Below are 16,857 nucleotides of genomic sequence, written 5' to 3' on the forward strand. Positions count from 1 at the left end.
CCACCACCGACCGCAACAACTACAAGATCACCCACACCATCCACATCCACGACGGTTGACAACCACACCCCAGCCCTAACTGAGCGGCATTGGGGGCAACCCTCCAGCTCAGTGGGCAACCCCGTTCCGGGCGCCTGCGCCAACTCCCGGTGCGCGTAATGAGCTCGCGGAGGGCGTGCGCAGCCCGCGGAGGGCGTGTCCAGGTCGAGGTGGGCGTGCATAGGTCGCGGCGGGCGTGCACAGGTCGCGGCGGGCGTGCACAGCCTGCCGTGGGAGTGGACAGGTCGCGGTAGGCGTGCACAGGTCGCGGCGGGGGGGGCAGGTCGCGGTGGGGGTGCAGCTCGCGGTGGGCGTGCACAGGTGCGGTGGCGGTGCACAGCTTGGGTGAGAGTGAACAGGCTGGTCGGAGCGAACGGGCTGGGGTCGGCAGGGACAGCTTGCGTGGGTGTGAACAGGTTGTGGTGCGTGCAGACCTGATATTGCCTGTTGGAACCCCCAGCTTGGTGTCCCACGACCCGATGACCGGCGCTCTACCGGCGGCTCCTTGGCGTCTGGATGAGCGCGGACGGCCCACACCCCACGTCCACCCCAGCCCGCGTCCCTCACCCGGCGCCTTCGGCCACCACAACTGGGTGGTGCAGTTCGGCAGTACTACGGAAGCGACCGATGAGAGCCGTGCAAGCTCTGTGGATAACTCTCCGGACGGACACCCTCCGTATGCGACGCTTATACCCCCAGCATCAGCGAACGGAGCCCTTATGCCGCGCCGACCGGCCCTCAAGCCAACCGCCGCAGCCCTCTGCACCCTCCTGGCCCTCACCGCCTGCGAAGGCTCCCCCGAAGCCGCCCAACCCAACAGGTCACCCTCGGCGGCAGCGTCCACGCCGGCGTCGACACCGTCACCATCCGCGGCTCCGACGAACACCGCCGCAGCGCAGGCGGCGGCGGCCCAGACCGGATACCGGTCGTACATGGCGGCGAAGATGGCGACGGCCGCCAGCGGCGGCAAGGACGTGGCTGGGCTGTCCAAGGTGGCAGTCGGCATCATGTTGAAGGCAGAGTTGAACCAGGCCGCGCTGTACAGAGGCAGGGAGCTGCGATCAGTCGGACGTATCGATGTCGTCTGGACCAAGCCGCTCAAAGTGGGGGCGGCCGGAACCAACGGCCAGATCGCGGAAATCACGGTCCAGGCCTGCCTCGACGCATCGAAGGCGAAGACCGTCGACGCACAAGGCAAGAACGTCAAGGCGCCGGGCACGCCGACGCGCTGGCTGGACGAAATGCAGATGCGCTTCGATCACGGAGCATGGAAGGCTTACTACGGCACCAACCGGGCCGCGCAATGCTGACCACAGCAATCGCGACAGCGATTCTCGCCACGAGTCTGACCGCACCGACAGGTGTGACAGACAGCCTGACCGAGCCCAGTCAGCCGCCCTGTCGACAGAACATTCTACTCGGCCAGTGCGAATTGCAGGTGAGTGATGACGGGCATCCGCCCACAACGTCAGTCGTGAAGACTCCTGGTGCGAAGAAGCCGGGCGGGTCCGCCTGTATTTTCGAAGGGCAGGCCGTGCCGTGCCGGACGACGTACGGGTTCTTCGATGTGCGATCGGGGTGCTACCTGTTTTCGCTGGGCTTTCCAAGATCTTTGGAGAAGTCTGTTGGCAGTGCCAGCGATTACCCGCCAGGCACGAAGTTCTACGGCTGTTGGCTGATCCTTGGCGTGGTTGAAGGAAAGCCGGTCGTCCAGATCACGATGGAGTCAGTCAATCGGCCACCTGGTGAGGAGCGGACGATTGATCCTCGGGTGGCGGCTCGGCGGGTGGTGGAGACCATGGAGTTCGTGGCGCCGGGGCTGGGGTTGTCGCCGTACGTGCAGAGTGCGGATCACGTGGGCATCGTGAACGTGCCGATCTGGATGTGGGTGACGGATCCGGGACCGACGACCACTGGTCCGCAGACGAAGACCGCGACGCTGGGCGGGGTGTCCATCACCGCGACCGGCACCGTGGATCGCATCGAGTGGTCCATGGGCACCGGGAAAACCGTGACCTGTAAGGGATCCGGGACTCCGTTCACCCGCGCGATGGCGACCGGCAGGTCGCTCAAGGACATGCCGTCCTCCCCCACCTGCGGGTTCAGGTATCCGAAGTCCTCCCGCTGCGCGAAGTCCGGTACCTATACCGTCAGCGCGACGGCGTACTGGACCGTGCACTGGACCGGTGGCGGCATGGAAGGTGACATTCCGCTCGACTTCACCCGTTCCGTCCCGCTCCAGGTGACGGACCTGCGGCCGGTCCTCGTCGACCCCGACGGCGGCTCCGAACAACCGTCGGTACCTCCCCGCGGCTGCAGCAACTGACGAACAGGCTCCCACCACATCCGTGGCGGGAGCCTGTTCGGGGCAGGTCAGCGGTGCAGGTCGAAGCGGTCGAGTTCCATGACCTTGTGCCAGGCGGCAACGAAGTCGTTGACGAACTTCTCCTTCGCGTCGTCGCTGGCGTAGACCTCGGCGACGGCGCGGAGTTCGGAGTTCGAGCCGAAGACCAGGTCCGCGCGGGTACCGGTCCACTTGACCTTGCCGTCGACGGTCGCCTCGAAGGTCTCCTGGCTGCCGTCGGTCGCGTGCCACTCGGTGCCCAGGTCGAGCAGGTTCACGAAGAAGTCGTTCGTGAGCGTGCCCGGCTGCTCGGTGAGGACGCCGTACTGCGAACCGTCCCAGTTCGTGCCGAGGACCCGCAGGCCGCCGACGAGGACGGTCAGCTCCGGCGCGCTGAGCGTGAGCAGGTTCGCGCGGTCGAGCAGCAGGTGCTCGGCCGGGAGGCGGTTGCCCTTGCCGTAGTAGTTGCGGAACCCGTCGGCGACCGGCTCGAGCGCCGCGAACGAGTCGGCGTCGGTCTGCTCGGCGGACGCGTCCACCCGGCCGGGCGTGAACGGTACGACGATGTCGTACCCGGCGTTCTTCGCCGCGATCTCCACACCGACCCCACCGGCGAGGACGATCAGGTCGGCGAGCGACACCGGCTTCCCGAACGACTGCTGGATGTCCTCGAGCGTCCGCAGTACGAGCGCGAGCTGGTCCGGGTTGTTGACCTCCCAGCCGATCTGCGGCTGCAGGCGGATCCGCGCACCGTTGGCGCCACCACGCTTGTCACTGCCGCGGAACGTCGACGCCGACGCCCACGCGGTCGACACCAGCTGCGACACCGACAGGCCGGACGCCGCGATCGCGGCCTTCAGCGCGGTGACGTCGGCGTCGTTGATCAGCTCGTGCTCGACCGGCGGCAGCGGGTCCTGCCAGATCAGCACCTCGTCCGGAACCTCCGGGCCGAGGTACCGCGCAACCGGGCCCATGTCGCGGTGGGTCAGCTTGTACCAAGCACGCGCGAACGCGTCCGCGAACTCATCCGGGTTGTCCTTGAACCGGCGCGAGATCGGCTCGTAAATCGGGTCGAACCGCAGCGCCAGGTCGGTGGTCAGCATGGTCGGTACCTTGTTGGGGCCGCCGTGCGCGTCCGGGATGACCGCCTCGGCGCCCTTCGCGACCCACTGGTGCGCGCCGGCCGGGCTCTTCGACAGCTCCCACTCGTAGCCGAACAGGATCTCGAAGAAGTCGTTGGTCCACTGTGTCGGCTTCGTGGTCCAGGTGACCTCGAGACCGCTGGTGATCGCGTCGGCGCCCTTACCGCTCTTGTACGTGCTCTTCCAGCCGAGGCCCTGCTGCTCGATCGGCGCGCCCTCGGGCTCGGCCCCGACGTTCTCGGCCGGGCCGGCGCCGTGGGTCTTGCCGAAGGTGTGACCGCCGGCGATCAGCGCGACCGTCTCCTCGTCGTTCATCGCCATCCGGCCGAATGTCTCGCGGATGTCGCGCGCCGCGGCGACCGGGTCCGGGTTGCCGTTCGGGCCTTCCGGGTTCACGTAGATGAGACCCATCTGGACCGCTCCGAGCGGACGCTCGAGCTGACGGTCACCGGAGTACCGCTCGTCGCCGAGCCAGGTGGTCTCCGGACCCCAGTACACGTCGGTCTCCGGCTCCCAGACGTCCTCGCGGCCGCCGGCGAAGCCGAAGGTCTTGAAGCCCATCGTCTCCAGCGCGACGTTGCCGGTGAGGATCATCAGGTCGGCCCAGGAGATCTTCTGGCCGTACTTCTTCTTGACCGGCCAGAGCAGCCGGCGCGCCTTGTCCAGGTTGCCGTTGTCGGGCCAGCTGTTCAGCGGGGCGAACCGCTGCTGGCCGGCGCCGGCGCCGCCGCGGCCGTCGTGGATCCGGTACGTACCCGCGCTGTGCCACGCCATCCGGATCATCAGCGGGCCGTAGTTGCCGAAGTCGGCCGGCCACCAGTCCTGCGAGCTGGTCAGGACCTCGGCGATGTCCGCCTTCACCGCCGCGAGATCCAGGGTCTGGAACTCCTTGGCGTAGTCGAACTCTTCGCCGAGCGGGTTGGTCACCGGCTGGTTCTTGGCCAGGATCTTCAGGTTGAGCTGGTGCGGCCACCAGTCGCGGTTCGCGTCCCCTTGGGTCGGGTGGACGCCCTGACCGTGGTTCACCGGGCAGCCGCCGGTCTCGGCCCCGCGGCTCTCCGCGGTCGCCTCACCGGGCAGGGGCTCATGGTTCTCGGACATCGAATTCCTTCCAGGACTGGACTTGGACGACAGGGAGTTCAGGTACGGCAGTTCAGGTACGGCAGTTCAGGTTCGGTGTCGGCAGTACGGCGACTTCAGGTACGGCGAGGTCGGGGTCAGCAGGTTCAGGTACGGCGGGAGCAGTCGGCGCAGAGGCCCCAGTAGATGACCTCGGCCTCGTCGATGACGAACCCGTGGTCGTCGGACGCGGTGAGGCACGGCGCGTGCCCGACCGCACAGTCGACATCCGCGATGGCTCCGCACGAACGGCAGACCACGTGGTGATGGTTGTCACCGACCCGCGATTCGTACCGCGCGACCGATCCGAGCGGCTGAATCCGCCGGACCAGTCCCGCGGCCGTCAACGTGTGCAGCGAGTCGTACACCGCTTGGTGTGAGGCCTGAGGGAGTTCGTTGCGCACGGCACCGATGATCGAGTCGGTGTCCGCGTGCGGATGCCCGTACACCGCGGCCAGCACCGCCAGCCGTGGGCGGGTCACCCGCAACGAGGCCCCACGCAGCAACCCCTCGAGCTCGTCCACCGTCGGCATGCCCGCAGTCTCTCGCCTTTTCTGGAATGAGTCAAGATTAGCTTCCGCGTCCGGTACTGCGCCTTTTCGCTGCGGTACGGGCGGAGTACGGGCAGGGCGGCGAACGTGGCGGCCCCTAGGTTGCCCTTCATCAGGCAATTGGACTGTTGAGGAGTGATTGTGAGTTTGTCTGTCCGAAGGGTCTCGGTACTGGTCGCGGCGCTCGCCTTGCTGCTGTCGACCGCGGTGACGATCCGGCTCGCGAACACGGCGGAGGCCGTCACCTGCGTGCGATCGTCGAGCACAACCGACAGCGTTCTGGGCGGTCTGGGCTTCCAGTACCGGAACTGGCCGGGTGGCAACGCCAAGGTGCGCGTGACCTACAGCACCTCGAACGCCGTCAAGACGATCCGGGTCCGGATGGCGCAGGACGGCAAGAGTTCCTGGACGATCCTGTCCGCGAGCGGTGGCCGCAAGGTAACGAAGACGGTCAGCGTCGGCTACCACTCCAAGGGCAACGGGACCCTGTGGTTCGAGCCGCGGGGCGACAGCACGAGGACCGGCCGCACCCTCTACTCGTTCTGCCTCTACAAAGGCTGATCCGGCAACGAACTGAGCCGACCGGCTTCGGCCGCGAGCAGCTCGAATCCGCACGCCTTCGCGATCAGGGCGGCCTGCTCGGCGGACAACGCCGCCGCCGAGTGGTCGCCCGTCGCGAGTTGCGCCGAGGCCAGCGTGAGCAGTGCCTCGGCCTCGAGGTACGGATACGTGTCGCGCGCGATCGCCAGGCATGCCTCGATCCATTCGAGCGCCGCCGCTGGATCGCCGAGCGTCAGCTGCGCCTGCGCGACGGCCGAAGCGGTCTGCGCCTGCGCCTTCGGATCGCGGACGAGCTTCGCGAGCTCATGCGCTCGGAGGGCAGTCTGCAGTGCGGCGGCTCCGTCACCACGCCGGCTGTGCAGCCGCGCCCATTCGTCCAGCGTGGACGACTCGCCACGGTACTGCGAGCGCTGGTGATACGTCGCCATCAGCTCGCTCAACAGCTCGGCAGCACGTTCGGTCGCCCCTGACTGCCGCAACGCACCGGCCAGGTTGCCGCGGATCGTCAGGCGCGATGTCTCCAGACCGTGTTCGCTGATCTCCAGCGCCGACGTGAACAGGTCCGCGGCCTTCTGCAAGGCGCCCGCGTACAGCCGAACCATCCCGAGCCCGTTCAGCGCGATAGCACGCACATGCCCGCGGGGCTCGGTATCGGTCAACTCCAGTGCGCGCGACATCCAGTGCTCGGCGTCGTCGAGCTTGCCTCGCTCCAGTTGCAGCCAGCCGACCTGATGCGCCAGGTAGGCAGCAGCGATCGGACGCCCGACCGCCACCGCGAGCGCGTGACCGGCGAGGCAGTCGGACATCGCGTCCTCGTCTCGCCCGACCGCGCCCAGCGCCTGGCCGCGGTTGATGAGCATCGCAACCTTCGCGAAGTCGTCACCGGCCGCTGTTGCCGCGGCCATCCCAGCCTGTGCCGCCGGCAACCATCCCTCGGCGTCCCTGCGAAGCAGGTAGTACCCCCGGAGCTGGTCAGCGATCCGCCACGCCAGCGAAGCCCCGTCGTCCTGTACGACGGCCAGCAACGCCGGGAGCTCTTCGTCGAGCCACTCGAGCGCGGACTCCGCTGACTGGAAGACCTCCGCTGCGGCGGGGTACTCGCTCAGCCGGACGAGCTGTGGATGCACGACGTCGACCGCCGCCGTCACCGTCTCGGCGTACCACTCGTGCAGCCTGCTCCGCGCCGACTCGCTCTCGTCGTCCGTGGCGACCAGCCTGCGCGCATACAGGCCGAGCAGGTCGTGGAAGCGGTAGCGGTTCCTCGAGTGCTGCAGGAGCATGTTCGCGCCCAGCAGGTCCTCCAAGACGCGGTCGGCCGTCGGGACCGGTACGTCGAGCAACGCCGCCGTACTGTCGGCGCTGAAGTCGTCCCCCGGATGCAGACTGCACAACCGGAACGCCCGCTGCGCGTCCGGCGCGAGATCCGCGTAGCTGAGCTGGAAGCTGTTGAGCACGCTGGACTCGCCCAGACTGAGCTCGGAGAGTCGCCGGTTGCTGTCGTCGAGGCGGCGGGCCAGGTCGGCGACCGTCCAGCCGCGCCGGGTCGCAAGCCTCGCGCCCGCGATGCGCAGTGCGAGGGGTAGTCGCGCGCAGGCCTCCGCGAGGTCATCGATGCCCTCGCTGTCGGTACCCACTTCCGGCGCTCTGGAGGTGGAGGTGATCAGCGCGACCGCGTCCTCGTGGCTGAGTGGTTGGAGGCTGACAACCCCGGCGGCTTCCAGGTCGAGCAGCTGTCTGCGGCTGGTAACGATCGCATCGCTCTGCCCCGCACCGGGCAGCAGCGGCCGCACCTGCGCCGCGTCTCGCGCGTTGTCCAGGAGGAGCAACATCCTTCGGTCCGCGAGTTCGCTACGCAGCAGAGCGGCAGCCTCGGCCTCGTCGGTGCCGATCCGCCGGCCCGGTACGCCGAGCGCACGCAGGAACCGGGTCAACACCTGCAGCGGCGCCGTGGTCGCCGTACCGTTGCCCCGCAGGTCGGCGTACAGCTGCCCGTCCGGGTATTCCTCCCGCAGCCGATGCGCCGCCGTCAGTGCCAGCGCCGTCTTGCCCACGCCCGCGACACCGTCGATCAGCACCACCCGGGACGACAACCCGCGCCGGCCGAGCGCCGTGCGGATCGCGTCCAGCTCACCCGCCCGCCCGACAAAGTCCGGCGGCGCCGAAGGCACCTGCTGAACGACGCCCCGCTCACCCCTCGTGTGGGGCGGGAAGTTGGTGTGCTGCGGAGCCTCGTGGCGGCGGAGTACGGCGAGGTGGGCTTCGCGAAGTGTTTCGCTCGGGTTGATGCCGAGGTGTTCGGCCAGCGCGGTACGGATGCGGTCGTACGCATTGAGCGCCTCAGCTTGCCGGCCGGCTGCGTCGAGGGTACGGATCAGGTCGACGTGCAGCGGCTCGTCGAGTTCGTCACGGTTGGCCAAAGCGCGCAGCCGCTCCAGCGCGACCTCCGGTTGACCCAGATCGCGCGCCAGCCGAGCAAACGCCCGTACGGCGGCGACGTACTCGTTGAACACAGCAACGTACGCCGGATCGGCCAGCACCTGCTCCACATCGGTCTCACCGCGCCACAACGCCACAGCCTCCGACAACAACGCGAACGCCGCCGCCTCCCGTGTTGCTCGCGCCGTGAGGTCGCGGAACGCCAGCAGATCGAGCCCATCCACGTCCACCGTCAAGCGGTACCCGGTGCCTGCGGCAACCACCACCGGCGCCGACGCGTTGGCAGGCTCGAGCAGACGCCGCAGCCGCGCCATGCGTGTGTGCAGCAAGCCGGCAGCGTTCGCAGGTACCTGTCGCGGCCACAACAGGGCAATGAGCTCGTCCTGCCCGACAATCGCACCAGCAGCCAACGCGAGCCGTACCAGCAGGGCACGCTGCGTCCGCGAGTTCACCACGAGCGCCACGTCGCCCCGCCATACCTCCAGCGGTCCGAGTACGGCGATCCGCATCGGCCCGGCGCCATCGGCCGCACTCACCTCGTGACGAACCACCCTGGCCGCGGCATGCAGCTCGTCGGTGTCCCGCCGGCCTAACCCGAGCGCATCGGCCAGCGCAGCGATCGAGTCCGGCTTAGGACTCCGAGTACGTCCCTGCTCAAGATCCCGAACAGCCCCCGCGCTCAACCCTGCCCGAGCCGCCAACTCCCGCTGCGTAACCCCCGCCCCCACCCGAAACCCGCGCAGAAGCTCCCCGAATCCGCCCCGAGGCAGGCCGAACTCGTCCCCACCCCGCGTCCCCCGCGCCCAACCCGGCACTCAAGCATCCTACTGACGCTCAGTAGCACCCCAGCCCCCGGAACTCGAAACGGTCCGACCCATCCGCACCGCCCTCCAAGCCCGGCCCAGCCCCCACCAAACACTCGCTCAACGGCCCATCTCCCAGCCCAGCCCTCAAGCCAACCGCCCAACCCAACCCCAGCACCGGAGCAGACTGCCCAACCCGACTCCAAACCCCGAGCCAGCCGCCAAACCCAACCCCCGCACCCGAGCAGACTGCCCAACCCGACCCCAGCACCGGAGCAGACCGCCCAACCCGACTCCAAACCCCGAGCCAACCGCCCAACCCAACCCCAGCACCCGAGCCAACCGCCAAACCCAACCCCCAGCCGCCGAGCGAAGCGAAGGCAAAAAGGGGGTGCGGGTGGCGGAGCCCCCGCCGGCGGCGAGCGGAGCGAAGCCGCACAACACGACGAAGGCGAGGTGGTCAGCGCAGGATCTGCGCGACACACCTCGCCCATCGTCTTCGTGGAGCTGAGGGGATTCGAACCCCTGGCCTCTTCGTTGCGAACGAAGCGCGCTACCAACTGCGCCACAGCCCCGAGCTGGTCACCGGGTTTCCCTGGCGACCGCGAAACTCTAACACGGAGAGCCCCGCAGACTAAAACCGGATATCAGTCGCCGACTGCGCGCTTCACCTCAGGCTCTTCCTGGACCGAGGGCCGCGCCGAGGGGGTGACGGTTTCGGCGATTCCGGACTTCTCGGCGGGGTCGGTGGTGCGGGCGCTGGAGAACACCTCGTCGTCGGTCAGCGAGATGGTGCGGACCGTACGGTCGGGGGCCTTCTCCTTCATGACGTACGTCGGCAGCGTGACCGGCACCGGGTCCCAGAGGCCTTCGGCCGGCTTCTTCTCCTCGGGCTTCGGCGCGGGCTCGGCGGGGAGCTTGACCTCGATGGTCTTCTCCTCGTCGGGCGACGGCGCCGGCTTGCCCGCCGGGCCGCGGTCGTGTCGTGCCTGCGCCCGGGCACGGCGCTGGGCGGCGGCCTCGGCGCGGGCCCGAGCCTGGCGCCGCAGCTGCACGCGAGTGAGGATGACGAACGCCACGATCAGCGCACCGGGGATCGCGACCGTCCACCACAGCAGGATCTCCAGTCCGGCGAGGGCCACGACGGACAGCAGCGAAAGGGTCAGGATCGACAGCACCCGCCGACGGCGCATGGCGGCCACCCGGCGGGCTCGGTTCGGAACGTACCGCGTGCCCGGTGGCGACTCACCCGCGGCCGCTGCACCCGCCGCGCTCGTCCCAGCCGGGGCCGATTCGGTGGAGGCCGCTCCGGCCGGGCGTACGACGTACCGCGGCCGCGACGGATCGCGCGCGAGCACCCGCGCCTCGCCGGACGTCGGCACCACCGGCCGGCGTCGCGCCTCGTCGCCCCGCTTCAGCCACATCGGGACGAGGTAGGCGGCCCACGCGGCGACGATCGCCACATAGATCAACCCTGTCGTCCCCATGCGATGACGCTAAAGCGCGGCGGGGGCCAGATGGGGTACGTCGGACGGTGTGTCGCAAGAGAACTCGTGTGACTGGTGTGAACAGTACGCTCCGTAGTCAGCGCAGTCGCGCTACGAGACCGGGTCCGACCTCTTCGACGTTGAGGGCGAAGATGCGGTGGTCGCGCCAGTCGCCGTCGATGTGCAGGAACCGCGGCCGCTCGCCCTCGTACCGGAAGCCGAGCTTCTCCACGACCCGCAAACTCGCCTTGTTCTCCGGGCGAATCGCCACTTCGATGCGGTGCAGGCCGAGCGTGAACCAGCAGTGGTCGGCGGCCATCGCGACTGCGGTCGGCACGATCCCGCGGCCGGCGTACTGCTCGTCGACCCAGTAGCCGAGGTTCGCCCAGCGGGCCGAGCCGTAGGTGATTCCGGAGACCGTGAGCTGTCCCACCAGCGGCCACTTCGACCGCTTGCCGAGACCGGCCGCACCGCCGTACGTGATGACGAACGGCAGCATCCGCCCGTACTTCGCCTGCCGGTTCCAGTCGCGTGCCATCGCGCGAAACGTCCGCGCGCCGTCGTCCGCGCCCGGTGGCTGGGTGGCGTCCCAGGGCCGCAGCCAGCTCACGTTGCGCTGGCGGGCCGCGGCCCATTCGGCGCCGTCGCTCGGGCGCAGCGGGCGCAGCCCCACCTGCCCGTGCTTGAGCTCCACCGGCCACTGGACGACGGCCATCAGTCGGCGTCCGTCCGCACGTGGTCACCGCCGTGGACCTGGTCGACCGCATGACGCAGCAACGATTCGAGTACGGCGAGACCGTCCTTCACACCGCCCCGCGAACCCGGCAGGTTGACGATCACCGTCCGCCCTGCGACACCCGCGAGCCCGCGGGACAGTGACGCCGTCGGGATGCCGTTGGCCACGCCGTACGCCCGGATCGCCTCGGCGATCCCCGGGATCTCCTTCGACAGCACAGCGGCCGTCTGCTCAGGTGTCTCGTCGGTCGGCGAAATCCCCGTACCGCCGGTGGTCAGCACGACGTCGTACGACGCCTCCACCGCCGCACGCAGCGCCTGGCCGACGGGATCGCCGTCCGGCACGATCTGCGGACCGGACACTTCGAAACCCCATGCCTGCAACCGCTCGGCGATCAGCGGACCGGTGGTGTCGGTGTAGACACCGGCGGCTGCCCGGTTCGAGACGCTGACGACCAGAGCCTTCACGGCCGCTCCCAATGCCCGGTCTTACCACCTTCTTTGAGCTCCACCCGGACGTCGGACAGTACCGCTGCCGGGTCGAGTGCCTTCACCATGTCGATCACGGCCAGCCCGGCGACAGCGACGGCGGTCAGGGCCTCCATCTCGACACCGGTGCGGTCGGTCGTCTTCACCTGGGCCCGGATCAGTACGGCGTCGTCGGCGACCTCGAGGTCGACCTTGGCGCCGGTGATCGCGATCGGGTGGCACAACGGGATCAGGTCAGGGGTCCGTTTCGCGCCCATGATCCCGGCGATCCGGGCGACGCCGAGCGCGTCCCCCTTCGGCACGCCTCCGCCGCGGAGCGCCGTCACCACCTCGGCCGACACCAGAACCTTGCCGCTGGCAACGGCTCGGCGGACCGTGGTGTCCTTCGCCGACACGTCCACCATCCGCGCGGCACCGGTCTCGTCGACGTGGGTCAGCCCGCCCGGTCCCGGCGTCCCGGAGTCTTGTGTCATCAGGCACCCCCAAGCAGCATCAGCTCGACCTGATCGCCGGCCCGCACCGACGTCACGTCCTCCGGCACCACGATCAGTGCGTTCGCCCGGCTCAGCCCGCCCAGCAGGTGGGAGCCGTGCCCGCCGACTGTACTGGCCATCCAGCCCTCGTCACCGGACGTTGCCGCGGCCCGGACGAACTGCCGCTTCCCCGCCGGCGAGCTGAACCCGTCCAGCGTCACGCCCGGCATGAGCGGGCGCCGGTACGGCATCTGGCCCATCATCTTGCGCAGCGCCGGCCGCACGAACACCTCGAACGACACATATGCCGAGACGGGATTGCCGGGCAACGTGAAGATCGGAACCTCGTCCTCGCCGATCACCCCGAACCCCTGCGGCTTGCCGGGCTGCATCGCGACCTGCGGGAAGTCCACCGTGCCGAGCTTGGACAGCTCCTCCTTCACGATGTCGTACGCACCCATGCTGACACCGCCGGTGGTGATGACCAGGTCGGCCCGCACCAGCTGGTCGGACAGCGTGTCCATGATCCGCTTCGGATCGTCGTCGACGATACCGACGCGATACACCACCGCGCCGGCGTCGCGCGCGCACGCGGCCAGGGTGTAGCTGTTCGAGTCGTAGATCTGCCCTTCGCCCAGCCGGCTCCCCGGCTCGCGCAGCTCGGCGCCGGTCGAGATCACAACCACCCGCGGTCGCGGCCGTGCCTTCACCCGCGCCCGGCCAACCGCGGCCAGGACGGCGATCTGCCGCGGCCCGAGGACCGTGTCGCGGTCGAGCACCTTCGTCCCCGCCGTCACGTCCTCCCCCGCATGGCGCACCGAACCGCCGAGCGGCGGCTGCTGGGTGATACGCACGTTGACCGTCCCGCCGTCGGTCCACTCGACCGGGACCACGCTGTCCGCGCCGCGCGGCATCGGCGCCCCGGTCATGATCCGCACGCAGGTCCCGGGGGTGACCACGATCGGCTCGCTGCGCCCGGCCCGGAACTCCCCGACCACCGGCAGGGTGATCGGATTCTCGTCCGCGGCGCCGGCCAGATCCGCCGCCCGGACCGCATAACCGTCCATGGCGGAGTTGTCGAAGCCCGGCAGACTCACCCCCGAGACGATGTCCTCGCAGAGCATCAGCCCGACTGCGTCCATCAACGGCTGGTCGAACGCCGGCAGGGCGGCAACCCGGCCGAGCACGACCTCCAGATGCTCATCAACACTCCGTCTCACGAGCTCGACCCTAATCCACCCGACCGCCGTTCCCGGCGATAGTTCCGGAAGGGTGCGCCAAGAAGTCCGGCTGGGTTCTAGCCAGGTTCCGATTCGGGATGCGCGCCCCAGACCATGCGGACGTCGGGTGCGCGTTCCTCGTTGCCTGCGCCGTCGGTACGCCGTACCTCACGGAACCCGTGCCGCCGGTAGAAGGACTGTGCGCGGGTGTTGCTCTGGAACGTCCACAACGCCAGCCCGCCGGGGCGGAGGTCCTTGGCCAGGTCGACCAGCGCCGAGCCGATGCCCTGACCGCCCGCCTCCGGGTCGACGTACAACTGGTCGAGGTCGTCGCCGTCGAGCGTGAGGACCGCGACGATCCGGTCGTCGCCGAGCGCGACCCAGGTCTGCGCGTCCGGCAGCAGGACGTCGGCGAACCAGACGGCGACCTGCTCCTCGGTGTGGATCGCGGCCGGCAGTTGGGCGCCGTCGGCATGCCGCGAACGCCACCACAGCGCGGCCGCCTCGTCGGTGTCGGACGGTTCGAGCGGGCGGACCAGAAGGTCCTCGATCACCGCAGCTCGGTTCCGTCCGGGATCACCCGGCGCTCGCCCTCCGGCGCGATCACCTCGACGTCACCGATCACCACGACGTCCTTGCCGAAGGCAACATCGCCGCGGACCGCGAGCCGGTCGGCCCGGACCAGCGACGGCGCACCGGCCGGGAACCGGGTGTCGAAGTCGGCGAGGATCTTGTAGTACTCCGGGTCGAGGTCGATGTACGGCTCGTCGCCCTGGTGCGTCGTGGTCAGGTCGCCGGCCTCGTCGAGCTGGTACACGTCCGAGCGCAGCACCAGCAGATCGTTGGTGGTCTTCACCGGCTTGAACCGGCTGCGGTCGACGACCACCGCCTGCGAGCCCTCGAAGGTCTCGATCGCGGTCCCCATCCCGGTCTCCAGCTGGATCACCTTCGGCGAGGACGGGTCGGCCGGGTCGACCGTCTTGTGGTTCACGATGATCGGCAGCCCGAGGATTCCGTCGTTGCCTTCCATCAGCTCGGCCAGGCGGTCCAGGTCGATCCACAGGTTGTTGGTGTTGAACGTCTTGTGCCGGGTGATGTCCTGAAAGTACTGCGTGTCCTCGTCGGCGACCTGGGCGCTGTCGCGCAGGATCAGTCGCCCGTCGGACTTACGGACCGCGACGTGGCCGCCCTTGCGGTCGGAGCGGGTCCGCCGGCACACCTCCATCCCGAACGGCACGTCGTGATCGGCCATCCAGGCCGCGATCCGCCCGTCCGGGGTCGCCCCGAGGTTGTCGGCGTTCGAGATGAACGCGTGCCGGAAACCGCGCTCCCGGAGTGCGTCGAGTGTGCCCGACGCGACCAGCGCGGTGAAGAGGTCACCGTGACCGGGCGGGCACCAGGCGAGCTCCGGGTCCGGCTCCCACTCGGCCGGCGTCAGGTCGTCGGCGAGCAGCTTCGGCTCCATATTCTGCATGAAGTCGAGCGGCAGCCCGTCCACGGCGAGCCCGTCGTACTCGTTCAGAATCTGCAGCGACTCTTCCTTGGTGCGGAACGAGTTCATCAGGATCAGCGGCAGCGGTACGTCGTACGTGCGCCGGGTGCTGAGGATCTGGCGGGCGATGATGTCCAGGAAGGTCAGGCCGTCCTTGACCGGCAGCGCGGACTTCGGGCCGGTGACGCCCATCGACGTACCGAGGCCGCCGTTCAGCTTGATGACCACTGTCTCGGCCAGGGCGGCGCGCAGCGCTTCCGGATCGGTGTCCAGATGGTCCAGGTGCGGCAGGTCGCCGACCGGCTCGATGTCGTCTTCGCGGATCTTCCCCAGCTGCCCCGACTCGAGCAGCTGGTAGTAGTGCGTGAAGACCCGAATCGCGACGTCGGCAGCGCCGGCTGCGCGCATCTTCTCCTGTGCCAGTCTGAGACCCAGCTCACTCATGCACCAACCCTAGGCGACGCATGGTGATCCCAGTATTGCCCGGGTCACGCTCCTACGATCGAGCTGTGTTCCAGACGAAGGCCGCGGCACGGCAGCACTTCCTCGGCGCGCGCGGGCTGCGGCCCCAGCCGGAGGGACTGCTGGCGAGTGCCCAGCAGGCGCTGCCGGATGTGCACCGGATCGCGCTGTACGTGTCCAGGGGAGCTGAGCCGCAGACCGGTGCACTGATCGACTGGCTGCTCGCGACGCACCGCGAGGTGCTGTTGCCGATCCTGTACGCCGACAACGACCTGGGCTGGGGTGTTGCGCCCGGGGCGGCGGATCTGGTGCCCGGTCGGCTCGGGCTGTCCGAGCCGCCGACCGATCTGGGTTCGGAGGCGATCGCCACCGCCGAGCTGGTCATCTGTCCGGCCTTGGCGGTCGCCCGTGACGGCGTACGGCTCGGTCGTGGCGGTGGCTCGTACGACCGTGCGCTCGCCCGCGTGCGCCCCGGTACGCCGATCTGGGCCGCCGTGTACGACTCGGAGATCGTGGACCACCTGCCGTGTGACGAGCACGACTACCCGGTCGACGCGGCGCTCACTCCACGTCACCTGGTGCAGCTGCGAAGATCGGTGGATGACTGAGACCGCTGTCCAAGCAGCAGCCACAGCCGCACGCAACCTCGGCCTGACGGTCACCGAGCCGGCAGTGCTGTACGAGGGCTTCTCCACCGTTGTACACCTTAAGCCGTCACCCGTGGTCGCGCGAGTGCCGATGCACCTGCCACCAGAACTGCGGGAGTCGGCGCCGATCGCCGTCCGCCAGCAGCGTGAGCTCGACGTGGTCGCCTGGCTGGCCGGCCAGGGGCTGCCGGTGACCGTGCCGAGCCCACTGGTGCCGATGGCGCCCGTGGAGCAGGACGGCCTGTCCATGACGTTCTGGGAGTACGTCGACGTGGACAGGTCGACTGAACCGGACTACGCGGCCGCAGTGGCTCGTGTACCCGAGCTGCACGCGCTGCTCGCGCAGTACCCGGGCGAACTGCCCTTCATGAGTCCGCTGCGGTTCGTGGGGCACGGTCTCTCGGTCGCGAAGGCGGTGCCGGGGCTGCTGGAGCAGGAGGACATCGACCGGGCTCGTGCGGAGTGGAAGGTCCTGGAGCCGATTCTGACCACCAAGGCAGGCTTCGAAGCCGCCTTCCCGGCTGTCGCCGTGCAGCCGCTGCACGGCGACGCTCCGGCGTGGAATCTGATCACCACCACGAACGGTGCGTTCTGGGCCGATTTCGAGGACGTGACGGTCGGACCGCGCGAGTGGGACGTCGCCGGCTGGGGACCCGACCTGTGCCGCGCCTACAGCGACGCGGCGCCGGTCCCGCTCGACCCCGCGGTCCAGCAGCTGATGGATCTGGCCCGGGTACTCCAGCTCCTGGTGTGTACGCCGCTGGTGCCGCAGATTCCGGAGCTGGCGGACGGCATCCGCATGTACGCCGCCCAGTGGCGGGAGATGCCTTTCGCCGCCGGTCTGGGCTAGCCAGGGG

At 69.1% G+C, this 16,857-nt stretch carries 15 protein-coding genes, 1 tRNA gene and 1 pseudogene; 5 read left to right on the plus strand and 12 right to left on the minus strand.

From position 1 onward, the window contains the following. Nucleotides 1-971: 971 nt before the first annotated feature. Nucleotides 972-1,349 carry a hypothetical protein gene (locus AB0B82_RS12850; protein ID WP_360166072.1) on the plus strand — a complete coding sequence of 126 codons (378 nt, stop codon included), beginning with the start codon at nt 972-974 and terminating at the stop codon, nt 1,347-1,349. Further along, complete coding sequence (locus AB0B82_RS12855) at nt 1,343-2,365, plus strand: hypothetical protein (RefSeq protein WP_360166075.1); 1,023 nt, start codon at nt 1,343-1,345, stop codon at nt 2,363-2,365. The genes AB0B82_RS12850 and AB0B82_RS12855 overlap by 7 nt, the downstream gene beginning before the upstream one ends. Nucleotides 2,366-2,412: 47 nt before the next feature. On the opposite strand, the gene katG is transcribed toward AB0B82_RS12855, so the two are convergent. Next, the gene (gene katG / locus AB0B82_RS12860; protein WP_360166078.1) at nt 2,413-4,626 is read right to left on the minus strand and encodes a catalase/peroxidase HPI; all 2,214 of its coding nucleotides are present in this window, start codon (nt 4,624-4,626) and stop codon (nt 2,413-2,415) included. 125 nt (nt 4,627-4,751) lie between these two features. Then, on the minus strand, nt 4,752-5,177 hold the full coding sequence (locus AB0B82_RS12865; protein ID WP_360166081.1) for a Fur family transcriptional regulator: 426 nt from the start codon (nt 5,175-5,177) through the stop codon (nt 4,752-4,754). A 159-nt stretch (nt 5,178-5,336) separates the two neighbouring features. Here AB0B82_RS12865 and AB0B82_RS12870 point away from each other — a divergent pair, with 159 nt between their 5' ends. After that, nucleotides 5,337-5,756 (plus strand): hypothetical protein, encoded by a 420-nt coding sequence (locus tag AB0B82_RS12870; protein ID WP_360166084.1) that lies wholly within the window; start codon nt 5,337-5,339, stop codon nt 5,754-5,756. Here the strand turns inward: AB0B82_RS12870 and AB0B82_RS12875 are convergent. The 10 genes and pseudogenes from AB0B82_RS12875 to AB0B82_RS12920 form a co-directional block, all read right to left on the minus strand. Next, nucleotides 5,744-8,728, minus strand: coding sequence for a BTAD domain-containing putative transcriptional regulator (locus AB0B82_RS12875; protein ID WP_360166344.1), 2,985 nt, complete (start codon nt 8,726-8,728; stop codon nt 5,744-5,746). The genes AB0B82_RS12870 and AB0B82_RS12875 overlap by 13 nt on opposite strands. Before the next feature lie 42 nt (nt 8,729-8,770). Then, nucleotides 8,771-9,007: pseudogene (locus AB0B82_RS12880) on the minus strand (helix-turn-helix transcriptional regulator); the annotation flags it as partial. Between the two features lie 490 nt (nt 9,008-9,497). Beyond that, a tRNA-Ala gene (locus AB0B82_RS12885) sits at nt 9,498-9,570 on the minus strand. A 72-nt stretch (nt 9,571-9,642) separates the two neighbouring features. Beyond that, entirely contained in the window at nt 9,643-10,482 is an 840-nt protein-coding gene (locus AB0B82_RS12890) for a hypothetical protein (RefSeq protein WP_360166087.1), read from the minus strand. 97 nt (nt 10,483-10,579) lie between these two features. Then, nucleotides 10,580-11,197, minus strand: coding sequence for a GNAT family protein (locus AB0B82_RS12895; RefSeq protein WP_360166090.1), 618 nt, complete (start codon nt 11,195-11,197; stop codon nt 10,580-10,582). Beyond that, nucleotides 11,197-11,685 carry a MogA/MoaB family molybdenum cofactor biosynthesis protein gene (locus tag AB0B82_RS12900; protein ID WP_360166093.1) on the minus strand — a complete coding sequence of 163 codons (489 nt, stop codon included), beginning with the start codon at nt 11,683-11,685 and terminating at the stop codon, nt 11,197-11,199. Before AB0B82_RS12900 ends, AB0B82_RS12895 begins: the two co-directional genes overlap by 1 nt. Continuing rightward, nucleotides 11,682-12,179, minus strand: coding sequence for a cyclic pyranopterin monophosphate synthase MoaC (gene moaC, locus AB0B82_RS12905; RefSeq protein WP_360166096.1), 498 nt, complete (start codon nt 12,177-12,179; stop codon nt 11,682-11,684). Before moaC ends, AB0B82_RS12900 begins: the two co-directional genes overlap by 4 nt. Continuing rightward, nucleotides 12,179-13,399, minus strand: coding sequence for a gephyrin-like molybdotransferase Glp (glp, locus tag AB0B82_RS12910; protein ID WP_360166099.1), 1,221 nt, complete (start codon nt 13,397-13,399; stop codon nt 12,179-12,181). Before glp ends, moaC begins: the two co-directional genes overlap by 1 nt. 77 nt (nt 13,400-13,476) lie before the next feature. Then, on the minus strand, nt 13,477-13,953 hold the full coding sequence (locus tag AB0B82_RS12915) for a GNAT family N-acetyltransferase (protein ID WP_360166102.1): 477 nt from the start codon (nt 13,951-13,953) through the stop codon (nt 13,477-13,479). Beyond that, the gene (locus AB0B82_RS12920) at nt 13,950-15,335 is read right to left on the minus strand and encodes a UTP--glucose-1-phosphate uridylyltransferase (RefSeq protein WP_360166105.1); all 1,386 of its coding nucleotides are present in this window, start codon (nt 15,333-15,335) and stop codon (nt 13,950-13,952) included. Before AB0B82_RS12920 ends, AB0B82_RS12915 begins: the two co-directional genes overlap by 4 nt. Before the next feature lie 65 nt (nt 15,336-15,400). Here AB0B82_RS12920 and AB0B82_RS12925 point away from each other — a divergent pair, with 65 nt between their 5' ends. Both AB0B82_RS12925 and AB0B82_RS12930 read left to right on the plus strand, forming a co-directional pair. Further along, a complete protein-coding gene (locus tag AB0B82_RS12925) occupies nt 15,401-15,961 on the plus strand; it encodes a 5-formyltetrahydrofolate cyclo-ligase (protein WP_360166108.1) in 561 nt (186 codons plus the stop codon). Beyond that, nucleotides 15,954-16,850 (plus strand): phosphotransferase, encoded by an 897-nt coding sequence (locus AB0B82_RS12930; protein WP_360166111.1) that lies wholly within the window; start codon nt 15,954-15,956, stop codon nt 16,848-16,850. The genes AB0B82_RS12925 and AB0B82_RS12930 overlap by 8 nt, the downstream gene beginning before the upstream one ends. Nucleotides 16,851-16,857 lie beyond the last annotated feature (7 nt).

The sequence above is a fragment of the Kribbella sp. NPDC048915 genome (genome assembly GCF_040649595.1).
In the GTDB taxonomy this organism is placed as follows: domain Bacteria; phylum Actinomycetota; class Actinomycetes; order Propionibacteriales; family Kribbellaceae; genus Kribbella.

Coding starts and splice junctions, on each gene's coding strand:
- AB0B82_RS12850 (WP_360166072.1), top strand. CDS start 972: ATGGCGGCGAAGATGGCGACGGCCGCCAGCGGCGGCAAGGACGTGGCT.
- AB0B82_RS12855 (WP_360166075.1), top strand. CDS start 1,343: ATGCTGACCACAGCAATCGCGACAGCGATTCTCGCCACGAGTCTGACC.
- katG (WP_360166078.1), bottom strand. CDS start 4,626: ATGTCCGAGAACCATGAGCCCCTGCCCGGTGAGGCGACCGCGGAGAGC.
- AB0B82_RS12865 (WP_360166081.1), bottom strand. CDS start 5,177: ATGCCGACGGTGGACGAGCTCGAGGGGTTGCTGCGTGGGGCCTCGTTG.
- AB0B82_RS12890 (WP_360166087.1), bottom strand. CDS start 10,482: ATGGGGACGACAGGGTTGATCTATGTGGCGATCGTCGCCGCGTGGGCC.
- AB0B82_RS12895 (WP_360166090.1), bottom strand. CDS start 11,197: ATGGCCGTCGTCCAGTGGCCGGTGGAGCTCAAGCACGGGCAGGTGGGG.
- moaC (WP_360166096.1), bottom strand. CDS start 12,179: ATGACACAAGACTCCGGGACGCCGGGACCGGGCGGGCTGACCCACGTC.
- AB0B82_RS12920 (WP_360166105.1), bottom strand. CDS start 15,335: ATGAGTGAGCTGGGTCTCAGACTGGCACAGGAGAAGATGCGCGCAGCC.
- AB0B82_RS12930 (WP_360166111.1), top strand. CDS start 15,954: ATGACTGAGACCGCTGTCCAAGCAGCAGCCACAGCCGCACGCAACCTC.